This is a genomic window from uncultured Campylobacter sp. (assembly GCF_937997465.1).
In the GTDB taxonomy this organism is placed as follows: Bacteria; Campylobacterota; Campylobacteria; order Campylobacterales; family Campylobacteraceae; genus Campylobacter_A.
This window is the reverse complement of record NZ_CALKTQ010000102.1, coordinates 1-21,035: the sequence shown is the minus strand read 5'-3', so window position 1 is coordinate 21,035 and position 21,035 is coordinate 1. Positions and strand designations below refer to the sequence as shown.

General features: G+C 47.5%; 19 protein-coding genes and 1 pseudogene. 15 read left to right on the top strand and 5 right to left on the bottom strand.

Annotated elements, in window-relative coordinates:
* Together hemW and Q0546_RS03105 are read right to left on the bottom strand one after the other, a co-directional pair.
* Window positions 1-876 (bottom strand): radical SAM family heme chaperone HemW (gene hemW, locus Q0546_RS03110; RefSeq protein ID WP_298790449.1); only part of this gene is annotated, 876 nt, incomplete at its 3' end.
* A gap of 243 nt (window positions 877-1,119) precedes the next feature.
* Window positions 1,120-2,070 (bottom strand): AraC family transcriptional regulator, encoded by a 951-nt coding sequence (locus tag Q0546_RS03105; protein WP_298790447.1) that lies wholly within the window; start codon window positions 2,068-2,070, stop codon window positions 1,120-1,122.
* Window positions 2,071-2,183: 113 nt separating this feature from the next.
* On the opposite strand from Q0546_RS03105, the gene Q0546_RS03100 reads away from it, so the two are divergent.
* The 15 genes and pseudogenes from Q0546_RS03100 to Q0546_RS03035 all read left to right on the top strand — a co-directional run bounded on the left by Q0546_RS03100 (window position 2,184) and on the right by Q0546_RS03035 (window position 18,871).
* The gene (locus tag Q0546_RS03100; protein ID WP_366519248.1) at window positions 2,184-4,145 is read left to right on the top strand and encodes a TonB-dependent receptor; all 1,962 of its coding nucleotides are present in this window, start codon (window positions 2,184-2,186) and stop codon (window positions 4,143-4,145) included.
* Window positions 4,146-4,233: 88 nt separating this feature from the next.
* Window positions 4,234-5,370 carry a PepSY-associated TM helix domain-containing protein gene (locus Q0546_RS03095; protein ID WP_298790443.1) on the top strand — a complete coding sequence of 379 codons (1,137 nt, stop codon included), beginning with the start codon at window positions 4,234-4,236 and terminating at the stop codon, window positions 5,368-5,370.
* A 40-nt stretch (window positions 5,371-5,410) separates the two neighbouring features.
* Window positions 5,411-6,175, top strand: coding sequence for a hypothetical protein (locus Q0546_RS03090; protein ID WP_298790441.1), 765 nt, complete (start codon window positions 5,411-5,413; stop codon window positions 6,173-6,175).
* A gap of 203 nt (window positions 6,176-6,378) precedes the next feature.
* Window positions 6,379-6,846, top strand: coding sequence for an RNA pyrophosphohydrolase (locus Q0546_RS03085; protein WP_298790439.1), 468 nt, complete (start codon window positions 6,379-6,381; stop codon window positions 6,844-6,846).
* Window positions 6,846-8,045, top strand: coding sequence for an aspartate kinase (locus Q0546_RS03080; RefSeq protein ID WP_298790437.1), 1,200 nt, complete (start codon window positions 6,846-6,848; stop codon window positions 8,043-8,045). The genes Q0546_RS03085 and Q0546_RS03080 overlap by 1 nt, the downstream gene beginning before the upstream one ends.
* A complete protein-coding gene (locus Q0546_RS03075; protein WP_297966370.1) occupies window positions 8,042-8,584 on the top strand; it encodes a HobA family DNA replication regulator in 543 nt (180 codons plus the stop codon). Before Q0546_RS03080 ends, Q0546_RS03075 begins: the two co-directional genes overlap by 4 nt.
* Window positions 8,585-8,587: 3 nt before the next feature.
* Window positions 8,588-9,208 (top strand): DNA polymerase III subunit delta', encoded by a 621-nt coding sequence (locus Q0546_RS03070; protein WP_298790435.1) that lies wholly within the window; start codon window positions 8,588-8,590, stop codon window positions 9,206-9,208.
* Window positions 9,205-10,341, top strand: a complete 1,137-nt coding sequence (gene folP, locus Q0546_RS03065) for a dihydropteroate synthase (RefSeq protein WP_298790433.1) — start codon at window positions 9,205-9,207, stop codon at window positions 10,339-10,341. The genes Q0546_RS03070 and folP overlap by 4 nt, the downstream gene beginning before the upstream one ends.
* Before the next feature lie 24 nt (window positions 10,342-10,365).
* Window positions 10,366-12,309 (top strand): NAD-dependent DNA ligase LigA, encoded by a 1,944-nt coding sequence (ligA, locus tag Q0546_RS03060; protein WP_298790431.1) that lies wholly within the window; start codon window positions 10,366-10,368, stop codon window positions 12,307-12,309.
* Window positions 12,299-12,421 (top strand): annotated as a pseudogene (locus Q0546_RS11950) (S4 domain-containing protein); the annotation flags it as partial. The gene ligA and the pseudogene Q0546_RS11950, both read left to right, overlap by 11 nt.
* The gene (locus tag Q0546_RS03055; RefSeq protein WP_314787279.1) at window positions 12,419-13,417 is read left to right on the top strand and encodes an SAM-dependent methyltransferase; all 999 of its coding nucleotides are present in this window, start codon (window positions 12,419-12,421) and stop codon (window positions 13,415-13,417) included. The pseudogene Q0546_RS11950 and the gene Q0546_RS03055, both read left to right, overlap by 3 nt.
* Window positions 13,383-14,264 carry a bifunctional riboflavin kinase/FAD synthetase gene (locus tag Q0546_RS03050; protein ID WP_298790427.1) on the top strand — a complete coding sequence of 294 codons (882 nt, stop codon included), beginning with the start codon at window positions 13,383-13,385 and terminating at the stop codon, window positions 14,262-14,264. Before Q0546_RS03055 ends, Q0546_RS03050 begins: the two co-directional genes overlap by 35 nt.
* Window positions 14,261-14,965, top strand: a complete 705-nt coding sequence (gene cmoA, locus Q0546_RS03045; protein ID WP_298790425.1) for a carboxy-S-adenosyl-L-methionine synthase CmoA — start codon at window positions 14,261-14,263, stop codon at window positions 14,963-14,965. The genes Q0546_RS03050 and cmoA overlap by 4 nt, the downstream gene beginning before the upstream one ends.
* A 517-nt stretch (window positions 14,966-15,482) precedes the next feature.
* The gene (locus tag Q0546_RS03040) at window positions 15,483-16,421 is read left to right on the top strand and encodes a TAXI family TRAP transporter solute-binding subunit (protein WP_298790423.1); all 939 of its coding nucleotides are present in this window, start codon (window positions 15,483-15,485) and stop codon (window positions 16,419-16,421) included.
* A 350-nt stretch (window positions 16,422-16,771) separates the two neighbouring features.
* Window positions 16,772-18,871 (top strand): TRAP transporter permease, encoded by a 2,100-nt coding sequence (locus Q0546_RS03035; RefSeq protein WP_298790421.1) that lies wholly within the window; start codon window positions 16,772-16,774, stop codon window positions 18,869-18,871.
* A gap of 127 nt (window positions 18,872-18,998) precedes the next feature.
* On the opposite strand, the gene Q0546_RS03030 is transcribed toward Q0546_RS03035, so the two are convergent.
* From Q0546_RS03030 to Q0546_RS03020, 3 genes are all read right to left on the bottom strand, one after another.
* A complete protein-coding gene (locus Q0546_RS03030; protein ID WP_298790419.1) occupies window positions 18,999-19,481 on the bottom strand; it encodes a tetratricopeptide repeat protein in 483 nt (160 codons plus the stop codon).
* A 45-nt stretch (window positions 19,482-19,526) separates the two neighbouring features.
* Window positions 19,527-20,348: a SprT family zinc-dependent metalloprotease gene (locus Q0546_RS03025; RefSeq protein ID WP_298790417.1), complete on the bottom strand. Its 822-nt coding sequence runs from the start codon at window positions 20,346-20,348 to the stop codon at window positions 19,527-19,529.
* A partial coding sequence (locus tag Q0546_RS03020) for an MATE family efflux transporter (RefSeq protein ID WP_298790415.1) occupies window positions 20,324-21,035 on the bottom strand: 712 nt, incomplete at its 5' end. The genes Q0546_RS03020 and Q0546_RS03025, both read right to left, overlap by 25 nt.

Genomic DNA, 21,035 nt, shown 5'->3' with positions numbered 1-21,035 from the left:
CTCTAAATTTAGCTCGTCCGCGCTTAAATTTTCGATTTTCTTAGCGTGCGGATTTTTTACGTAGGCGTTTAAAATTGAAGCGTTATAAAAACGATGATCTTGCCAAAATCCGACCGCGTAAGCGCCGATGGCAAGGTAGTTTTTGCCCTGCCAGTAGCCAAGATTGTGTTTGCAAATTTGACCGAAATTTGAGATTTCGTACTGTTTTAGCCCGGCCTCCTCGATGCGGTCTATCATAAATTTCGCCAGTCTCGGACTATCTTTTGCGTAGTTTATTTTGCCGGCAAAGGGCGTATTTTCCTCAAGCGTTAGCGAATACGCCGATACGTGCGAAACGCCTAAATTTCGGATATTTTGCACCTCTTGCTCAAGTCGTTTTTTGGTGTCTAGCTTCGTGCCGTAGATGAGATCGACGTTTATGTTTTCTAGCCCCGCGGTTTTAGCGTTTGCGACTGCTTCGTAGATCTGCCTCGCATCGTGGATACGCCCGAGAAATTTCAGCTTATCCTCAAAAAAGCTTTGAGCGCCAAAGCTAACGCGATTTACGCCGTATGATTTCATCTGCGAGAGCCACGCTAGGCTCGCCGAGTTTGGATTTGCCTCCGCCGTGATCTCGGCGTCTTTTGCTAGATATGGCGCGACCGCCTCAAATAGTCGCTCGTAGTAGCCCCCGTCCACGGCGCTAGGCGTCCCTCCGCCGATAAAAACCGTCTCGATCTCGCCGTTTTTTACGTCAAATTTTAAAATTTGCTCCCTAAAATCCGCAATCATCGCGTCAAAATACGCGCTCGTTAAATTTCGTTTGCCCACCACCGAGCCAAAGGCGCAGTATGGGCATTTGCTCTCGCAAAACGGGATGTGGACGTAAAGAAGCATTTTGACCTTTGTTTTTGCCGTATTTTAGCAGATTTTGCGGCTTTATCGTGCAGCGTTTGATATTTTGGCTTTTGCACCGTTTGGCAGTCTGTTTGCTGTAAATTTAGGCCGGGTTTAGGCGTAAAACCGACTCCGGTAAGCTATTTGGCGCTTTTAAATTTTAAAATTTACCGCCGTTTTTACCGCGTGTTAAATTTAAAAATTGCGCCGATACGTTTACAAAGCTCCGCAAGAGCGTTAAATTTACGTGTAAAATTTCTTTTGTTTTAAAATTTGCGTCGGCAAAACGCCGAATTTTTCTCTAAAAATCTTTGCAAAGTGCGGAGCACTGGCGTATCCGACGATTGTTGCGGCTTCGCTTACGCAGACGTCTCCGCGCTCTAAAAGTTTTTTTGCCGCGTTTAGTCGCTCGCTTGCTAGCAGTCCGTAGATCGTATCGCCAAAGTAGCTTTTAAAGCCCGTTTTTAGCTTAAATTCATTCGTCGCGCACGCTCTGGCTAGCTCTTTTATGCTGGGCGGGTTTTGGACGTCGCTTAGTAAAATTTGCCTTGCTTTGTTTAAAATTTTTACGTATTCGTCGCTAAAATCGCGCTTTTTTTCATCGGCTTCGGGCGTTTTGGGCGCGCCTAAGCTTTTGTAGATTAGCTCTAAAATTTTAGCTTCCATAAAGATTTCACGCATCTTACCCTCAAACTCGCTCGCGGCTAAAAGCTCCCGCAAAATCAGGTTTTGGGCTAAATTTATCTTAGCCGTTTGGATGCAGATTTCGTTTTCTTCGCCTAGATTTTTAAATGCCGCTAGCTCGCGGGCCAGCTCGTTTTTTAGCACGATGCATCGCCCGGCGTAGCTGCTACTTTGATGCTCGCAAACGCCCTCGAATCCGCTATCTACGCGCCCCATCCAAAACTCTCCGGCCTTTAAACAAAAAGTTTTTTTACCCGCCTTAAGCCCAGCGTCCGCTCTTGCGTCGTTAAAGAGCAAAAAGCAGTAGCCAGCGCTCCTTTCAAGCCGTCTTTTTACGCTTTTGTTGCAGATTATTTCGCTCCTGCAGTAGCTTGCGCCGCTTGCGCCTTTAAAAAACTCGACCTTGCATTTTCTATCTTGCTCTTGCCACGCGCTTTGTCCGTAGCGCACCGAATTTTGCGCGATTTCTTGTTCGTTTGCTCGTAAAATATCTTTAAATTCGACTTTCATTTGCTTTTATCCTTTTAGCGTTGATAAAAATCCCTCTACCGTTTGCCTAAGTATTGATAATAATTATCTGATTATAGTAAAATAGGGTTTAAATTTAAATAAGGAGTCTAAAGGTGAAAAGTATGCCTAAAATTTCTATGCTAGCTTGCCTAGCACTATCTTGCGCGCAGGCGGCCGATGAAGTAAAACTAAACGAAGTTACCGTAACTAGCGCGACGGGTTTTGAACAAAATATCAAGGACGCGCCTGCCTCAGTCTCGGTAATCTCGCAAAAAGAGATAGCCAGGCGCAACCATCAAGATATAGAAAGCGTCGTAAAAGACGCTCCGGGCGTTTTCGGCGCGACGCTGGGAGCGGCTAGCAGGCGCGGTATCACGATGAGAGGCCTTGGTCAAAAATACACTAAAATTTTAATAGACGGCCGCCCTGCAACTAGCGATAGCGCGTATAGAGGGCTTCGCGCGGTCGGTAGTGCTCAAAATTTTCTCCCGCCGGCAAACACGATCGAGCGTATCGAAATCGTGCGAGGGCCGATGAGCTCGCTATACGGCTCGGATGCGATGGGAGGCGTCATAAACATCATCACCAAGGGCTTTTCAAACGAATTTAGCGGTAACGTAAACGGCTACTACACGCTTGCGGGCAAAAGCGGGATAAATGACGACTACCAAACCGGCTTTTACGCAAACGGCGCAGTGATCCCAGATGTGCTAGGCATTGCGCTTTACGGGCGGTATTTTCACAAATTTGAAGACGAGCGAGCCTTTACGAACCGCAAAAACGAGGACGTAAATTTCGGCGCGAAAATCATGTATAACGCCACCGAAAATGACGAAATAGCGCTGGATCTGCGCCGCGTAGTAAATAAATACGAGCGCACCGAGGGCAAGACGCTAAGAAGGGCTACTGGCGATAATACGAGCGTCGCGTTTGAAAAGATGAGCGGATATACCGCCTCGCTCTCGCATACGGGTAAATACGACAAGCTGCTGCTTGAAAGCTTTTTAACCCACGATCATATGAAAGAAAGCGGTCAGCAAGACCTCACGCTAAAAACGACGACGCTAAATACTAAGGGAACGTATTTTTTTGATAACAACACGCTAAGCCTGGGAGCTGAATACAGAAGAGAAAGGCTAAACGAAAAGGCAACGACGGCCGACGCCGCAAACGTAAAGAGATATGATTTTTCGCTCTACGGCGAGGACGATTTTGACGTAACCGACGCGCTCACGCTAACTGCCGGTCTAAGGTATAATCACGACAAAGACTACGGCGGACACGTATCGCCGCGCGGATATGCCGTATATCATCTAAGCGAAAATTTATCGCTAAAAGGCGGCGTATCGGCAGGCTACTCGACGCCTGATATCAAGATGCGAACCGACGGGCTTGCCCTGCCTTTTGCCGGCGGCATGGGAGCACAGCTGGGCAAAAGCGACCTAAAACCCGAATCCAGCCTAAACTACGAGGCGGGCGTCGCGTACGGGAACGAGAGCCTTAACGTCTCGGCGATGGCGTTTTATACGAGCATAAAAGACGGTCTAGGCACGAAGCCCGTTTGCGTCGCGCGCCCGGGCGTTCCTTGCGTGCATAATGGCAAGACCTATAGGCGCGGCATCTGGGAGAGCGTAAATATCGGCAAAGCCGAAGTAAAAGGCATTGAACTAGCCTCAGACTGGCAGATACTATCAAATTTAGCCCTGCACTCAAGCTACGTTTACACTAGATCAAAGCAAAAATCGGGCGCGTACGAGGGCAAATCTCTAAACAATCTACCCGTACATACCGTAAAAATAGGGCTTGACTACGATATGACGCCTGATCTAAATTTTTGGACGCAGATGAACTATCTAGGCAAAACCAGAGCCGTTTACGGATCGCCGGGAGACGAGGAGATAAAGGATTATACGCTATTTGACGCTGGCGCAAGCTACAAGATAACTAAAAATGCGAGCGTAAATTTTAGCGTTTATAATATCTTTAACGAATACGTAACGACAAAATCCGGACGCTATGAAATTTTGATCGCCGACGGGATTAAATATAGGCTCGGATTTAACGTAAATTTTTAAATTTGGCCGTATTTAAGCGGGGGCGGTGCGTAGCGATCGCCGCCCCACTACCGGTTTTTAAAATTCGAGTTTAAATTTAAGGAGAAAGATGCCGTTTTTAAAGAAAAAGAAATTTTGGTTTAACGTCCATTTGGTTTTAAGCCTAGCCTGTGTTTTGCCGCTGCTTATCGTCGCTCTTAGTGGCGCGGTCATATCCTATCACGACGAGATTATAGACCTTGCAAACTCGCAAAAAACCTTCGTCGAGCGAGGCGGAAAAGAGCTTAGCGCGAGAGAAATTTTAGATATTTTTAAAGCTATGGAACCAAATTTTACGCTTAGCTACTACAAGATAAACTCGAACGCAAATCACGCTCTAGGCATATCCGGCACGAATGCTAAAGGTGAGTTTAAGTCGTATTTCGTAAATCAATACACGGGCGAGATAATGGGCGAAAATTTCGGCGATAAATTTATCGGACTAATGTTAAATTTACATACTAACTTAGGCCTTGGGCTTAGCAAAAACGAGACGCTACGGCTTATAGGCAAGCATATCGTCGCGATTTGTTCTATCGCTTTGGTGGTCTTGGTTATATCTGGATTGATAATTTATTATCCTAGTTTTAAAACTAAATTTATGCGCGCGTTTACTTTAAAAATCAAGGCCAAAGGCTATGCGTTTTTATACAGCCTACACGGATTTGTCGGCGTTTATCTTTGTTTATTTTTGGCTTTTATGAGCGTTACGGGACTTTACTGGTCGTACGACTGGGCGGCAAAGCTCGTAAATAACGCGCTTGGCGAAAAAGAAATTTTTAGAAAAAAGAGCTTTACGCAAGTGAGGGGTTTTTCGCTGGAGGGCGAGGCTAAGATAGCCAATTTAGAGGCCGCGATAGATATTTTTAAACGAGATAGAGAGGATTACGAGCTTTTTAACGTCATCACGCAAGAAGACGGCGAAAATTTTATGATATTTTACTTTGACAAAGGGTTGGAAGAGGACGATAAGGTAAATACGATGACGATAAACGCCACCAAGGGGCAAATCATCAGGCACGCGAGGTTTGACGACGCTAAAAGCTCGATGCCTAGGCCTTTTGCGATTCATAAAGCGGTTTTGAGCTTGCATTCGGGATATTTTTTGGGCGAGGTTGGTAAATTTATATTTTGTTTAGCTTCGGCATCGGTTTTGTTTTTCGTTATAAGCGGTTTTTGGATGAGCTTAAAACGGCTCAAAAGATAAATTTGATAAAATCGCTCCAAAAAACTGAAAAAGGCTAAATATGCGAGTGATTTTAGATGAATTTGACGGCTCTTTTTTGCCGATTTTGCAAAGCTTTAAGGCCGTGATGCCAAGCCTTCGTATAACAGGCATCGAGGAGCTTGGCGAGAGCGTCAAGGAGGCGCCGAGCAGAGAAAGCGGTAATAACTCTGAGGCTATCAACGTAAGCGAGCTCTTTGCACGCCAGTACGAGCGGGACGAGCTTTTACCTGACGGATCTTTGTTTTTGCAGGACGATAAAATTGATGCGCGCGGCGAGAGTGCGGTGGTCAAATTTGATGAAAACGTTAAATTTGAAAATGCGCGCCACGCGATTGACGACTCTAAATTTGTGCCAAATTTGATGGCTAAGAGCGAGCAAAAAACAGCTTCCGTATGGGAGCAAAATTTGCAAGATAGGCGGGATGCTGCGCCGCGTCAAGAGGGCAGCCTGCAAGAAAAGGCGATTTTGCAAACCAGCGCTTTAAGCGAAATAACCAAAACTGCGCCAACTAGCCAAAGCGCGCAAACCGCCGCTCCGCGCGAAACTCCTGTTTTTGACGGAGCTGCGCAAACGGCACCGTCTAGTAAAATATCCGCTTGTAATGAAGCCCTAAAAACGGCCGCTTTGGACACATCTGCACAGGCTGCGCTATTTGATTTTAATGAGTCTGCTCAAAATTTGCCGCCTCGTACTGAGCCAAAAGCCGCGTCTGAGCGTAAAAAGCACGAAAGCGCGAGCCTGTTTACAGACGAAGAGGTGAGGGCGATACTAGAGCTAAAATAAAGGGCTCAAATTTGACGAACTAAGCGGTCAAATTTGATGGAAAATGAAGAAAAACTCGCAAATTTTGTCACGCCGTAAAAGTAAAATATTTAAATAAAAATTTTAAGTATAAGCGTCAAATTTTTCCGCTAAGCTAGCGATATTTAGCTATATCTTAACTATTTTTCGTTAAAATCGACAATTAAAAATTCTCGGAAAAAAAGATGGAAAAGAAATATAGACCAAACGTCGCGGCGGTCATACTTGCGCCCTCTTATCCGTTTGATTGCAGGATATTTATCGCGCAAAGGTGCGATATGACTGGTATCTGGCAGTTCCCACAGGGCGGTATAGACGACGGCGAGACGCCGCGCGAGGCTCTAAAAAGAGAGCTCAAAGAGGAGATAGGTACGGATGACGTGGACGTGCTTAGCGAGTATCCGCAGTGGCTTAGCTACGACTTCCCGGAGGGTACGAGCAGTAGGAAATTTTATAACTTTGACGGGCAGACGCAAAAGTATTTTTTGGTGCGGCTAAGACCTAGCGCGAAGATAAATATAAACACCAAAAAGCCCGAATTTGACGAATATAGATTTATAAACTCAAGCGAGGTTTTGAGCGACGTAAACCACTTCAAAAAGCCGATCTACGGTAAGGTTATTGGCTACTTTAAAGAGAAAGGATTTATTTAATGTTAATCGTCCAAAAATACGGCGGCACGAGCGTTGGGACGCTTGAGAGGATAGAAAACGTCGCCGCGAGAGTCATAGAAACTAAAAAAAGCGGCGCGGACGTCGTAGTCGTAGTCTCGGCGATGAGCGGCGTGACTAATCAGCTGGTGGAGTACGCCGAGCATTATACGAAGGCTCCCGACGGCGTGGCGATGGATATGCTGCTTAGCTCCGGCGAGCGCGTTACCTGCGCGCTTTTAACGATAGCGCTGATAAATTTAGGCTACCCCGCAGTTGGTCTAAGCGGTAGGCTAGCTGGCATCATCACCGATAGCGTGCATACTAAGGCTAGGATCGAGGCGATAGATACTAAGCGTATGAAAGAGGAGCTAAAGGCGGGCAAGATCATCGTCGTAGCGGGCTTTCAGGGTATAGACGAAAAGGGCGACGCGACGACTCTGGGACGAGGCGGTAGCGATCTTAGCGCAGTAGCGATAGCAGGCGCTCTAGATGCGGATCTTTGCGAGATTTATACCGACGTAGACGGAGTTTATACCACCGATCCTCGCATCGAGCCAAAGGCTAAAAAGCTAGATAAGATCAGCTACGACGAGATGCTAGAGCTTGCTAGCCTAGGCGCAAAGGTGCTGCAAAACCGCTCAGTCGAGCTAGCTAAAAAGCTAAACGTAAATTTAGTCACCAGAAGCAGCTTTAATCACAACGAAGGAACACTAATAACAAAGGAAGAGAGTATGGAAGCAGTGCTAGTAAGCGGTATCGCGCTAGATAAAAACCAAGCTAGAGTAACTTTAAGAGGAGTGGTAGATAAGCCGGGCATCGCGGCTGAGATTTTCACCGCGCTTGCAGAAAAAAACATAAACGTGGATATGATAATCCAAAACGTAGGCCAAGACGGCACTACGAATCTGGGCTTTACCGTACCGCAAAACGAGCTTCACGTCGCAAAAGAGTGCATGGATAAGCTAAGCGCGTCTAGGGAAATTTTATACAACGACGAGATAGTCAAGGTCTCAGTCGTGGGCGTTGGTATGAAAAGCCACACCGGAGTTGCTTCGCTAGCCTTCCAAACGCTAGCCAACGAGGGTATAAACATCCAAATGATATCCACGAGCGAGATAAAAATTTCGATGATCGTCGATCAAAAATACGGCGAGCTGGCCGTTCGCGCGTTACACGAAGCTTATAAACTCGATAAATGAGCGATTTTATAAAATGGACGCTCGAGGCGATCCGTGAGGAGGGCTCGCTGATGAGCTGGATGGAGGAGAGGCGCACCGAGTGGACGCCTCTGCTCGCCTCGAAGCTTAAATTTTTACTCGAAGGGCGCGCGTTTATTTTGATAACCGATAGCGAGCGCGGCTGGTTTGAGGAGTATTTTTTAAAAAATATAAACAAACCCACGAACGCTCGCCCGGTGTTGCCTTTTTTTTCGCTAAAGGCGCTTTATCCCTCTTTTGAAAATATCGGCTCAAAAGAGGAAGTCTCGCTGCTTTTAGACATGCTTAGCCTTGCTTTTCCAAACGGTTACGTGTTTTTTTACGTCGGCAAAAGCGCGGACAAAAGCTCGCAGATCGCCAAAGGCAAGGACGATAGCTACATGTGGCTTTTTGACGAGCAGGCGCAAAATAGCTTTTATCTAAGCTCCTCCGACGGCGCGCTAGATATCAAGCTTTTGTCGCTGTTTAGACTCTTTGATAAGAGCATAGACGCTGCTTTATTTGCGAAAGTAACGCTTTAGTCTATGCGAAGCAAAATCGTAATCACGAGCGATTTTGAAGCCTTAAAAGAGGAAATTTTAGGGCTTTACGGCGTAAATTCGGTTAGATTTTTTTTCGCCGAGGACTTTTTGCTAGAAAACGCAAAAGAGGTCGCCGCCGAGGCATATATCGCCGAGAGCGAGCCGAAACTACTGGTTTTAGGCGCTAAAAATTTCCGCGTCGAGGCTCAAAACTCTCTACTAAAAATCATCGAAGAGCCGCCTAAAAATATCTTTTTTATCATAGCCTGCGAGTCGAAAAATATGCTCCTGCCGACCGTTCGCTCGCGCCTGGTTACCGAAAATAGGCTCGAAAAAAAGCAGCGAGAAAAAACGGGACTAGATTACAAACGTCTTGAGCTAAAAGAAATTTGCGCCTTTATCGATGAAAAATCGGCTCTTGAGCGCTCCGAGAAGCTTGGCAAAAACAACCTAAAAGAGCTAATCGCCGCCATAGCTCTCGAGGCTACGGCGCAGGGGGTCAAATTTAGCGCCGAAGAGCTTGAGTATTTTTTCAAAGCTGTGCGCCTAGCCGAGCTAAATACCAAAACTCACGCGCTTCTTACGCCGATACTTCTTATGATTTACGAAAAAGGGCTTAGATGAAAATTTTTAAAATCAATCCGCAGACCGACTTTAACGAGATTTGCGAGATTATCCGTCCTAGCGACGAGGGGCGAAATTTGATGAAAAAAAAGTCGGCGATCAACTTTTTTTTGATTAAAGATTTACGCGCGCCGGCCGCAAACATCCTAAAACAAGACGCGCTAAGCGTGGGCGCGGAGCTCGTAACTAATCGCGACGTGATTTTAAACGGCGCAAACTCGGCCGCGCTTTTGATGGCGACCGATGCGCAGGTGCAGGCGCTTGCCAAAAAAGAGTCCGCTCAGGATTTCGGGCTAAAAAATTTGGCTAAATTTTTAAAATCTCCGTTTAAAAAACCGCAGCGTGCGCAGATAATGGGCGTCGTAAACGTAAATGAAGATAGCTTTAACGCCGCAAGCCGCGTGAACGAAAAAAGCGGTATCGAAAAAATCGAAGCGATGATCGAGCAGGGTGCGGAGTATATCGACGTGGGCGCAGTTAGCTCGCGTCCCGGCAGCAAATACGTCGGACGCGAGATCGAGTTTGCCAGGCTGGAAAAGATACTCGCCGAAATTTACCGCTTAAATTTGCACGAAAAGGCGATATTTAGCCTCGATAGCTTTGATCCATACTGCCTAGAGTACGCGCTAAATCACGGCTTTAAGATGATAAACGATATCACGGGCGATGTTAGCCTCTGCGCTCTAGCAGCGCGGTACGGCGCTACCTACTGCCTCATGCACATGCAAAACAGCCCCGAAAATATGCAGGATAATCCGCATTACGATGACTTGCTGGGCGAGATAGACGAGTTTTTCGAGACTAAGATCGCCGCGGCGCAGGATCTTGGATGCCGCGATATCGTGCTAGACGTGGGTATCGGCTTTGGCAAGACGGCAGAGCAAAATATGATTTTGATAAAAAATTTAGAGCATTTTTTACGCTTCGGTTTGCCGATCTTAGCGGGCGCAAGCAGAAAATCGGTTATAAATTTTTATAGTCCTAGCGAGATAAAAGACCGCTTGCCGGGCAGCCTCTATCTGCATCTTGAGGCCTTTAGAAACGGCGCGCAGATAATCCGTACGCACGACGTGGCCGAGCATGCGCAGATGTTTAGGCTGGAAAACGCGATGAGAAAACTCGCGGCGTGGTAAGTAAAGCAAATTTAACGAGGAAAAATGGATAAAAAAGAGTATTTAGAGGCCATAGATACGCTAAATGCGTGGGCAAAAGCCTACTACACTGACGACGCGCCCATAGCCACCGACGAGGAGTACGACGAGCTTTATCATAAAGTGCTAGAATTTGAGAGGGCAAATCCTGGTGAAATCTCGATGTTTAGCCCGACGAAGCGAGTCGGCGGCGAGGTTAGCGAGGGCTTTGTAAAAGCTCGCCACGGCGCGCGCATGTGGTCGATGGAGGATATTTTTAGTTTTGACGAGCTGCTAGCATGGCTAAAGCGCGGCGACAAAGAGGGGCTGGAGTTTGCGCTTCAGCCTAAATTTGACGGTGCTAGCTTAAATTTACTCTACGAAAACGGCGCTCTCGTGCGAGCTATCACGCGCGGCGACGGCATAACGGGCGAGGACGTAACAAGCAACGCAAAAGTCATCAAAAATATCCCGCTACAAATCTCTTATAACGGCAGGATCGAGATCCGCGGCGAAGTCGTAATCGCTAAAAACGACTTTGACGAGATAAATTTCGCCCGCGCGCAAAAGGGCGAGCCTCAGCTATCAAATCCTAGAAATGCGGCCGCGGGTAGTCTGCGCCAGCTAGATAGCGCCGTGACGGCGTCGCGCAGGCTGAGGTTTAAGCCTTGGGGCTACGGCGAGCAAAATTTGGGCCTTGAAACCTACTCGCAGATGATGGATTTTATCTATTCGCAGGGCTTTGAGCGAGAGGAGTTTTTTAAAATTTGTCGCACTGCAGAGCAGATCGAGGATGCGTATAAAGAGCTTGTAGCACAGCGCGATAGCAAGCCTTTTATGATGGACGGCCTCGTGGTGCGCGTGCAGAGTATCGCAGCTAGCGAGGAGCTTGGCTACACAGAGAAATTTCCAAAATTTATGGTAGCGTATAAATTCCCCGCGATCGAAAAAACCACGCGGCTGCTTGACGTGGCGTTTCAGGTTGGACGCAGCGGCGTCGTGACTCCTGTGGGCGTGCTTGAGCCCGTAAATATCGACGGCGCGATCGTAAAGTCCGCCACGCTGCATAACTTTGACGAGATCGAGCGTCTAGGCGTGCAAAAGGGCGATTTTATCAGCATTATCCGCTCGGGTGACGTGATACCAAAGATCACGGGCGTCTTCAAGCAGCGCAGAGACGGCTCGCAGACTCCGATAGAGAGGCCGCGCGAGTGTCCGGTATGCGGGTCGATGCTGCTAGACGAGGGCGTTTTCGTCAAGTGTCAAAACCTCGAGTGCAAGGCGCGCGTGATAAATTCGCTCATACATTTTGCGAGCAAAAAGTGTCTAAATATCGACGGACTTGGCGATGCGATCGTAAATCAGCTTTTTGAAGCGGGTTTGGTCGCCAAGATCGCCGACATTTACGAGCTTACGGCGCAGGATTTGGCGCGGCTGGAGGGCTTTAAAGATAAAAAGATCGCAAATCTGCTCGGCGCCATCGAGGCTAGCCGTACGCCCGCACTGCATAGCTTTATAGCGAGCCTGGGTATCGAGCATATCGGCGAGGTAGCTGCCAAAAAGATAGCGCAAATTTACCCGCAAAACTGGCGCGAGCTGAGCTTTGGCGAGGTGGCCGCGATCGAAGGCTTCGGCGAGGCGATGGCGGAGAGCTATGCCGAGTTTATGCAGGTAAACAGGCAAAATTTGGACGAAATTTTGCGTTTCGTTAGCCCGCAAGCGCAGAGTTTTGAGACAAAGCAAAGCGCGATAAGCGGCAAAACGTTTGTTATAACGGGCACGCTTAGCAAAAGCAGGGATGAATTTAAAATGGTTTTGGAGGCTAATGGTGCTAAAGTAAGCGGCTCGGTGAGTAAGAAAACGGACTTCGTGCTTTACGGCGAGGAGGCCGGCAGCAAGCTAGATAAAGCACGCGAGCTAGGCGTCGCTACGATAACCGAGGACGAGCTAAGGCGGATGATTGAGATTTGATTTATTTGTCGCAAGCCGCCTAAATATCAGCCGAAACAAAGCTGCCGAACTCATAAAAAGCGGCAAGATTTTACTAAACGGAAAAATTTGCTCTAAGCCTAGCTTTGAGGTGGGTGAATTTGATAAATTTGACGGCTCGGACGGGCTAAATTTAAAGGCTAGTAAAAACGACGACGCAAAAAATAGCGCGGTAGCGGAAACTAAAAATTTACGCGAGGCAAATTTGACGGACGCTGTCGAAACCGCGTGTAAAAAGGCCTTTAGCGGCGAGCAAAATTTAAACACAAGCGGCGCAAAAATCGAGCTCGTCGGCGAAATTTACGTCGGACGCGGTGCGCTAAAGCTAAAAAGCTTTTTGGCGGCTTGTCCGCTAGAAGTCAAAGGCAAAAATGCCCTAGACGTAGGCTCAAGCACGGGCGGTTTCGTGCAAATTTTACTTCAAAACGGCGCCAAAAGCGTTACCGCACTAGACGTGGGCAGCTCGCAGCTGGATAAAAGCCTGCGGACTGATGCGCGCGTGAAGGTAGCTGAGAATACCGACGTGCGCGAGTTTGCGGCTGGGTTTAAAAACCAGGTCGCAGTCGGCAAATTTGACGGCTCGGAGCAAAATTTTAATCCCGGCAAATCAAATTTTGCCGAGCAAGACGGACTTTTAAATGAACCAAGCAAACCAACTTTTGCGCCGTCAAATTTAACGCAGGCTGAAGCCAAGACGGATGAGTCAAATTTGACCGATGCAGATTTCGCAGCAAAAAACCAAAATGCAAAATTTGACTCCCGCGCCGCCAAAAACCTCGCACGCAAATTTGATCTCATCACCTGCGACGTGAGCTTTATCTCGCTTAAAGAAATTTTGCCCTCCATCGATGCGCTAGCTGGCGAAAACTGCGATATTATCCTGCTTTTTAAGCCGCAGTTTGAGGTCGGCAGGACGGCCAAGCGAAATAAAAAAGGCGTCGTAACGGACGCAAAAGCCGTGCGCGAGGCGAGGGCGAAATTTGAGCTTGCGGCGGCAAATTTGGGCTGGATAATGCGCCAAACGCTCGAATGCGAGGTAAAAGGAAAGGAAGGAAATGCCGAATTTTTCTACGCTTTTAACAAAAGATAATATCACGGCCGTCGCGATCGGGCACTTTGACGGCGTACATCGCGGCCACAAGCAGCTTTTAAAGCAGCTGGGCGAGTACGGCGGGCTGGTCGTGATCGACAAAAACAAGGCCAACATCACGCCAAAGCTAAAGCGAGCCGAGTACTCGAGCTATCCGTGTTTTTTGTATGATTTTGATAGCATAAAAGGGCTTGGCGGCGATGAGTTTATCGCGCTTTTGAAGCGGGATTTTAAAAATCTGCAAAAAATCGTCGTTGGATTTGATTTTCGTTTCGGGCGAAACAGGGCGTGGGACAAGCATGATTTACGGCGCATTTTTGACGGCGAGGTGGTCGTAGTAGACGAGGTTTGCTTTGATGGTATGGGCGTGCACAGCTCAGCCATACGCGAGTATATCAAACAAGGCGAGATCTACAAGGCAAACCGCTTGCTAGGCCGCGAATACTCGATCGAAGGTCGCGTGATAAGGGGGCAGGGCATCGGGTCGCGTGAGCTCGTACCGACGCTAAATTTGGACATCAAAAGCTACCTTTTGCCGCGCGAGGGCGTCTATGCGACGAGGACTCGTATCGGCTACAAGACCTACGGCTCGGTTACCTTTATCGGCAACCGAGTAAGCACGGACGGCAACTTTAGCGTCGAGACGCACGTACTAAACGAAAATATCGCGGAGGCCCGCGACGTCGCGGTTTGCTTTATCAAACGGCTGCGAGATAACCGTAAATTTGCAAGCTTAGAGGAGCTAAAGCGTCAAATTTACATCGACATCAAGCAGGCGATGGAGTTCGTCGGCGTGTGCGATCTTTACGTCGTGGGCGATGGTGCGGCACAAAGGAGCGAGCCGTGAAAGACGAAATCTTTAAAGAGCCGATAAAAAAGCAGTTTGAATTTGACGCGAGCGTAGCGTCGGTGTTTGACGATATGATCGGGCGCTCGGTGCCGTACTATGCGGTTTCGCAAAAGCTGATCGCCGATTTTTTAGCTCAAATTTTACCGCAAAACTCTAGCGCGATAGATCTCGGCTGCTCGACCGCCTCGACGCTGCTGGCTCTTTGGCGCAAGAGAAACGACCTCGCGCTAAAAGGCGTGGATAATGCGCCTGCGATGTTGCAAAACGCGCGCGCCAAGATAGAGGCGTACGGCGCTAAGATCGAGCTTGAGCTGGCGGACATTTTGGAGTGCGAATTTGACGCCCGTGACGCCGTTTTGATGAACTATACGCTGCAGTTTATCCGCCCGCCCAAGCGTCAGGATTTCGTAGCTAAAATTTACCGCGCGCTAAATGACGGCGGCGTGTTTGTTTTTAGCGAGAAGCTTATTTTTGAGGATAAGACGCTGAGCAAAAATATGATCGAAATCTACGAAAAATATAAGCTCGAACAGGGCTACTCGCGCTACGAGATCGCGCAAAAACGCGAGGCGCTAGAAAACGTGCTCATACCATACACCGAAGCGGAAAATAGAAATTTGGCGCTTAGCGCGGGATTTAAAAACGTAGAATGCATTTTTAGGTGGGCGAATTTTGCGACGTTTGTCGCGTTTAAATAATAAATTTAGCGGCTCGTCTCGTGAGCACTTTTGAAAGAGATTTGAAAATTTTAATCTACGACAGGCTACATGCCTAGTCTTGATTAAAATTTTCTGCACAACTTTCAAAATCATCTCACGATACTTCGCCTTATCGTTTTGTATTCAAATTTGAAGTCAAATTTACAAATTTCGGCTTCAAATTTGAGTCGCCGAGACCCGCACCTTGAAAATGCTAAAATTTAAAGCTCTATACAAAGAAATCAAAGCTGTACCCTCAAATTTAACTAATCCAAATTTAGCGTCTTAAAGGCGCAAGTCTCGGTGCGTAAAATTTAGAAATATCCCCATACAAAAAATATAATTTTTGCTTCGCTTGTAAAAAATATATAAATTTTACCTTAAGAAATATTTTTCTAAGGCTAAAGTGTGTAAAATAGTCGCAAATTTATAAAAAAGCTTGATAAAAGAGCTAAATTTATACGCAAAATGCGGATTTTGAGAGTAAAATCAGAAAAATTCTTTGAAAGGAAGTTAAATGAAAACTACATCTTTGGCATTAGCCGGGTTGCTTTTCGCGTCTGCGCTGGGCGCAAAGGAGTTCGTATCTATCGGTACGGGAGCGATGACGGGCACGTATTATCCGGTCGGCGGAGCGATATGTCGCCTCGTAAATAAAGACCCGCAGATGAAATGCTCGGTGCAATCAACCGGCGGCTCCGTCTACAACGTAAATAACGTGCTAAAAAAAGAGCTAAATTTCGGTTTCGTCCAAAGCGACGTGGTTTATGATAAATTTAACGGCGTGGGCAAATTTGACGGTAATGGCGATCAAAATCTACGGGCCGTCGTCTCGATCTATCCTGAGCTTCTCGCGTTCGTCGTCTCAAAATCAAGCGGCATCGGCTCGATAAACGACCTCGAGGGCAAAGCGATCAACGTCGGTAATCCTGGCAGCGGTAACGAAATGACTGCGCTTGGCGTGTTTAAGGCATTTGGTTTTGACGAGAAAAAGCTAAAACACCACGGTGTACTCACTGCTGGCGAGTGCCCGCACGCGCTAAAAGATAAGAAAATCGACGGCTACTTCTACATGGTCGGTCACCCGACGGCCAACATCACCGACGCGGCAAACTCGCTACCTATCGACATCGTAAACATCGAGGGCGAGCAGGTGGATAAGATGATAGCTGCGATGCCGTATTTTGCCAAAGGTACGATACCAAAAGGCACCTATGAGGGCGTAGATCACGACGTAAACAGCATCGGCGTTAAAGCCGTACTAGTAACCGACAAGGGCATGAGCGACACTGCGGTGGCTGCGGTCGTGAAGGCTATTTTGGATAACTTTGACGAGTATAAGAGCCTGCATCCGGCACTCGCGGCGGTTACAAAAGAGAGCCTAGTAGAGGGGCTTTCTGCACCTTTGCACCCGGCTGCTGAGGCTGAGTTTAAAAAAGCCGGCATAATAAAATAAACCAGCTTAGCCGCGTGGGTTAAATTTGACCTGCGCGGCTTGCTTTTTAAATTTAAAGGCTTGTTTTTAGTTTTTGAGGATTTAAAATTTGACGCTTTGTTAGCTTGTTTTTGAGCGGTGAGTTTACTTTAGCCGTATCAAGCGTCAAATTTTAGATTTGGCTCATGCGCGAATTTTCGGCTGATTTTTTTGCCGCTTGCAAAACCTGCATCTTTATGGCGCAAGGTTAAATTTGTAAGCAAATTTTGAGGCGCGGGAAAAGCCGGTCAAATTTAAAAATAAAGCCCCGATTTATATGGGCAAAATCGCCAAATTTTATAAAAAGAAAATTTAAGAGGTTAAGAGCAAATATGGATAAAAATCTAAACGAAACACGAACAAATACCGAGCCCGCGCAGGAAAAGGAGGAGTTCGTTGAGGTAAAGACGCGCGAGATAAACTCGAACTTTTATATTTATTTTACGAGCATCATCTGCTTTGCGTGGTCGGTTTTTCAGCTTTACATCGCATATTTTCCGATGAACACGACGATGTCGCGCTCGGCGCACCTTGCTTTTGCTATCTGTTTGCTGTTTTTGCTCTATCCGCTTAAAATTCACAAAAAAGCCCACTCCAGCCTGCCGTTTTACGATATCGCGCTTTGTGTTGTGGGTACGCTAGCCGTGCTCTATCCGCTTATAGAGTTTTACGCTCTAGCGCAGCGCCCGGGAGACTACACGAGCTTTGATATTGCCGTGTCCTGCGTCGCCGTGGTCGTGCTGTTTGAGGCGGGTCGCAGGATCATCGGTCCGGCGCTGCCTATCATCGCGGCGATATTTTTAGCGTATGATTATTTTGGTCAGTACATGCCCGACATCATCGCGCACCAGGGCGCTAGCCTAAACAAGCTCGCCGGCCACATGTACCTTACGACCGAGGGCGTTTTTGGCGTGCCGCTTGGCGTTAGCGTGAGTTTCATTTATCTTTTTGTCTTGTTCGGTTCGCTGCTAGAGCGCGCGGGAGCGGGGCAGTATTTTATAAATTTAGCCTTTGCTTTGCTGGGCAAATTTCGCGGCGGACCGGCGAAGGCCTCGGTTATCGCGTCAGGACTAACCGGCATGGTGAGCGGCAGCTCCACGGCAAACGTCGTGACGGTGGGCACATTTACGATCCCGCTGATGAAAAAGGCGGGGCTAACTAGCACCAAGGCAGGCGCTATCGAGGTGGCTGCGGGCGTAAACGGTCAGCTGATGCCGCCTATCATGGGCGCGGCAGCCTTTATCATCGCCGAGTTTTTGGGCCTTAGCTACACAAACGTCATGATCGCGGCCGTGATTCCGGCATTCGTGTGCTATTTGTCGCTGTTTTTCATCGTGCACCTTGAAAGCTGTAAGCTCGGGCTAAAAGGTATGGAGCAGGGCGCAGGCATATCTAAGCTTAAGATTTTCGTGAGCGGTCTGCACTATCTTATCCCGATTTTGGTTTTGCTCTATACATTGTTAATCGCAAACGAATCCCCGATCTCAGCGGCTTTTAACGCTATTTGCGTGCTATTTTTAATTATCCTTTTTCAGGAACCCGTTAAAAAAATGGCTCACGGCGAGGACGTCGGCAAAGAGGACTTCATCATTGGCTTTGCGGATATATTTTGGGCGATGGTAACGGCGGCTAAAAGCATGACTACGATCGCGATAGCTACGGGTCTAGCCGGCATCATCGTGGGCTCGATCTCGCTAACTGGCGTCGGTCAAGTACTCTCTGAAGTCGTGGAAAATTTAGCCGGCAACAACATAGTGCTCATCCTCTTTCTCACTGCGATAATGTCGCTGATACTAGGCATGGGCTTGCCGACGACGGCGAACTATATCGTCGTTAGCTCGCTAGTCGCGCCGGTGATTTTGTTTTTGGCGCACAAAAACGGCTTTCTCATACCGGCCATCGCGGTGCATCTTTTCGTCTTTTACTTCGGTATCCTGGCAGACGATACGCCGCCTGTGGGTATCGCGGCATACGCTGCGGCCGGTATCGCCAAAGCAAACCCGGTAACTGTGGGCGTGCAAGGCTTTTTCTACGACCTGCGCACGACGATTTTGCCGTTTTCGTTCGTGTTTAACAACAAGTTGCTTTTAATAGAGAGCGTAAACGCCGCCAATCCAAACGACGCAAAAGGCATCGTGTGGATAACAAATCCGCTCGAGATGGCGCTGATTTTCGGTACGGCGCTAGTGGGTATGTTTGCCTTTTCTTCGGCGCTTCAGGGGTATTTTGTTAAACGCGTAAGCATGCTCGAGCGCGCACTACTTTTGTGCGTAGTGCCGCTAACCTTGGTGCCAAATATGTGCGCCAAGTATATCCCGTTTATCGCGAACGAATACATTTCTTACGTGATCGGCGTTTCGCTTTACGCGGCGTTATTTGCATTTCAATGGATACAAAATAAAGCGGAGAAGAGGGTTGGCGTAGGCGCTTAAGCCTGCGCTTTCTCGGCCTGTTGATTACTCTCTCTTAAATTTTAAAAGCTTTCGTTTTGGAAGTAGTGTATAGAAAAGATAAATTTGGGTTAAATTTAACCGTCAAATTTAACCCGAGTAAGAAAAATTAAAGTCTTTTTGAGCGTTTTAGATCGCTTGCAAATTGGCATCCGAGGCTATCGCCTATCTTGCATGCTTTTTCAAAGAGCGCATATGCCTCTTTAAATTTTTTCTCCTCTAGCAGATACGATCCCGCAGTCGCGCATGAAAAGCCGTCGCCAAGCTCGCAACCCTTATTTAGCAGTGCACGCGCCTTTTCTTTGTCACTAGACACGTATATCCCGCCGGCACCCGAGCAGGCCTCTTTAGAGCCTAGTTCGCAGCCTTTTTCGTATAGCTCAAGTGCTTTTTTGGTGTCAGGTAGGATATCTTTGCCCAGCTGATAAAGCGCGCCCAGTTTTGCGCAGGCTAGACCGTTGTTTGCGTCGCAGGCAGCCGCAAATTTCTCGCGAGCCGTTACAAATTTAGAGCTCTCGTAGGCTTTTACGCCGTCCTCAAAATCGCCGCCCAGAGCAAAAACCGCGGCAACTAGCATTAGAAATTTTTTCATTATCTCCCTTTAAATTAAAAATATTCTATTTTAGCATATTTAAAATTATTTTTTGTTTAGCCGTTGTTCTCGCGTTTTGAAATCAGGCATGAGCCCTGCGATAAAGTCGTAGAAGCTTTTTTGATGGTGAGGGTAGATGAGATGGGTTAGCTCGTGAAGCACGACGTATTCGACTAGTTCGGGGGCTTTTTCGATCAAATTTAGACTTAAATTTATATAGCCTTTGCGCGAGTTGCAGCTGCCCCAGCGCGTGGTCATTTTGCGCACGACGACACGGTTTATTTTGCGGTTTACGGCCGGAGCAAATTTAGCTATAAAATACCCGTAAACACGCCTTGCAAAGGTTTTTTTGTAGTTTTCTAGTGCCGCCAAATTTGGAGCGTAAATTTCTCCGTCAAATTTGTATTCGTCCGAGCTTTTAAATTTAAGCTCATCAAGGTGATGGTTAAATTCGCTAGCATCAAATTTGCCGTCAAATTTAGCGCCGTAAAGGTGCGGGTCTAGCCCGTCCGAGCTCAAATTTAAGCCGCTAAAAATCTCTGAATCGCCTGCAAAGCGTCTTAAATTTACGCCCTTTAAATTCGGCTCAAATTTGATGCGATAAACCTCGCCCAGTAGTCTAAACTCGTCCTCGCGCGGTAAATTTGATAGCGTCTTTTCGTGAGCCGATTTTAGCCAGTCGTAGTTTTTTTGCACAAACTCTAGCGCATATTTTTGCGCGGCGTAAAAGGGCAGTGAGACTGAGATCTCGCCGGTTTTAGCGACTTTTAGTCTAGTTATTTTGACGCCTTTTTTAAAATTTAGCGCGACGTCAAATTCGCCGCATTTTACGCAAACGGTTTTTACACGAGGCGTTTTGATTGCCATTTTCTGCTTCTCCAGCGCCAGGTATTTACGAGTCCGCGCAGCCACTCGTCGGCGGTAAATCCAATCCAAACGCCGATGATCCCCATGCCCTGCACGATGCCTAGATAGTATCCTAGCGGCAAGCTCACGCCCCACATAAACACGGCGCCCGTCATCAGTGGAAATTTAGCATCCCCGCTCGCGCGCAGAGCATTTACGATTACGATGTTAAACGTTCGTCCCGTCTCAAGCACGATAGAAAGCGTAAAAAGCGGTAGCATGACGACCTTTAGCTCCTCGGTCAAATTTAACCGCTCCATGATCTCAAATTTGCAAAAATACGCCGCCAAAACGACCGCGAGAGTCGCGATAAAGCCGATGCGAAGCGCGCGGAAAGTGCGCGAGTAGGCCTCGTCAAATCTCATCGCGCCGACTAGGTGGCCGACGATGACTTCGTTTGCCACGCTGATACTGGCTCCGCAAAGAAGGATAAGAAGCGTGATCTGAAAGTAGATGGTCTGCACGTTTAAGCTGGCCTCGCCCATGCTCGCTACAAAGCCAAAAGCCACCATATACTGCGCCATCCAGAGTAAATTTTCGCCCGCGCTCGGAAGTCCGACGGATAAAATTTTACGCAAAATGGCAAACGGCAGGCTAAATAGACGCTTAAAGAAAATATTAACTTTCGCGTAGCGGGTCAGGATCAAA

Coding starts and splice junctions, on each gene's coding strand:
- Q0546_RS03105 (WP_298790447.1), bottom strand. CDS start 2,070: ATGAAAGTCGAATTTAAAGATATTTTACGAGCAAACGAACAAGAAATC.
- Q0546_RS03095 (WP_298790443.1), top strand. CDS start 4,234: ATGCCGTTTTTAAAGAAAAAGAAATTTTGGTTTAACGTCCATTTGGTT.
- Q0546_RS03090 (WP_298790441.1), top strand. CDS start 5,411: ATGCGAGTGATTTTAGATGAATTTGACGGCTCTTTTTTGCCGATTTTG.
- Q0546_RS03085 (WP_298790439.1), top strand. CDS start 6,379: ATGGAAAAGAAATATAGACCAAACGTCGCGGCGGTCATACTTGCGCCC.
- Q0546_RS03080 (WP_298790437.1), top strand. CDS start 6,846: ATGTTAATCGTCCAAAAATACGGCGGCACGAGCGTTGGGACGCTTGAG.
- Q0546_RS03075 (WP_297966370.1), top strand. CDS start 8,042: ATGAGCGATTTTATAAAATGGACGCTCGAGGCGATCCGTGAGGAGGGC.
- Q0546_RS03070 (WP_298790435.1), top strand. CDS start 8,588: ATGCGAAGCAAAATCGTAATCACGAGCGATTTTGAAGCCTTAAAAGAG.
- folP (WP_298790433.1), top strand. CDS start 9,205: ATGAAAATTTTTAAAATCAATCCGCAGACCGACTTTAACGAGATTTGC.
- ligA (WP_298790431.1), top strand. CDS start 10,366: ATGGATAAAAAAGAGTATTTAGAGGCCATAGATACGCTAAATGCGTGG.
- Q0546_RS03050 (WP_298790427.1), top strand. CDS start 13,383: ATGCCGAATTTTTCTACGCTTTTAACAAAAGATAATATCACGGCCGTC.
- Q0546_RS03040 (WP_298790423.1), top strand. CDS start 15,483: ATGAAAACTACATCTTTGGCATTAGCCGGGTTGCTTTTCGCGTCTGCG.
- Q0546_RS03035 (WP_298790421.1), top strand. CDS start 16,772: ATGGATAAAAATCTAAACGAAACACGAACAAATACCGAGCCCGCGCAG.
- Q0546_RS03030 (WP_298790419.1), bottom strand. CDS start 19,481: ATGAAAAAATTTCTAATGCTAGTTGCCGCGGTTTTTGCTCTGGGCGGC.
- Q0546_RS03025 (WP_298790417.1), bottom strand. CDS start 20,348: ATGGCAATCAAAACGCCTCGTGTAAAAACCGTTTGCGTAAAATGCGGC.